The organism is Rhodococcus sp. MT28 (assembly GCF_058792695.1).
The window spans coordinates 1-613 of the sequence record NZ_JBXAFD010000081.1; the positions used below are offsets into that span (position 1 = coordinate 1).

Annotated in this window: 1 protein-coding gene; it reads left to right on the forward strand. The window is 61.2% G+C overall.

The genetic code is table 11. From position 1 onward, the window contains the following. Positions 1-291 precede the first annotated feature (291 nt). A partial coding sequence (locus AC1Q6C_RS33715; protein WP_492667137.1) for a hotdog family protein occupies positions 292-613 on the forward strand: 322 nt, incomplete at its 3' end.

Genomic DNA, 613 nt, shown 5'->3' on the forward strand with positions numbered 1-613 from the left:
GCTGTCATCGAAATCTAGGAAATTTTTTTCCAACCGGAGTTCTGAATAGGACGAGGCAGATGGAACGCGGGGCGGGAAGTTTTTCACGACACCGGCGTCCATCGCAGACTACGGCACTGGTGAAGGAGATGGGGTCGTGATCTCCCGTTGGGCGGGACACCTCGCCTGACCAACGTGGAGTTGAGCGAAGGGCTGCCACCGCACTCTCCGGAGTGCGCTCAGGTGTATTTGCATAACGGTCACACTCGAGACCGGCATTAAGCGCGGTTTCATCGACAGGAAGGTCGGACCATGGGCAAAGCTTCGGATGCGGTCGGGGGGTCGGTCGACCCAGACATGGAGGACTGGGTGCGCTCATTCCGGCCGCTGGAAGAATCTAGCTCGCCTGAGTTGCCACCCCACCACCCCAACTGTCTTGGGTGCGGGCCGACGAACCCGCACGGGCATTACCTGTCGGTACGGCGTTGCCGAGACGGCGTCGTTGCTCACCACCTCTTCGACCAACGTCACGTAGGGGCGCCCAGGATAGCACACGGCGGCGCGGTGGCGACCGTAATCGACGATCTTTTCGGTTTCCTGCTCTACACGGTCGGAGAACTCGGCGTGACGCGCC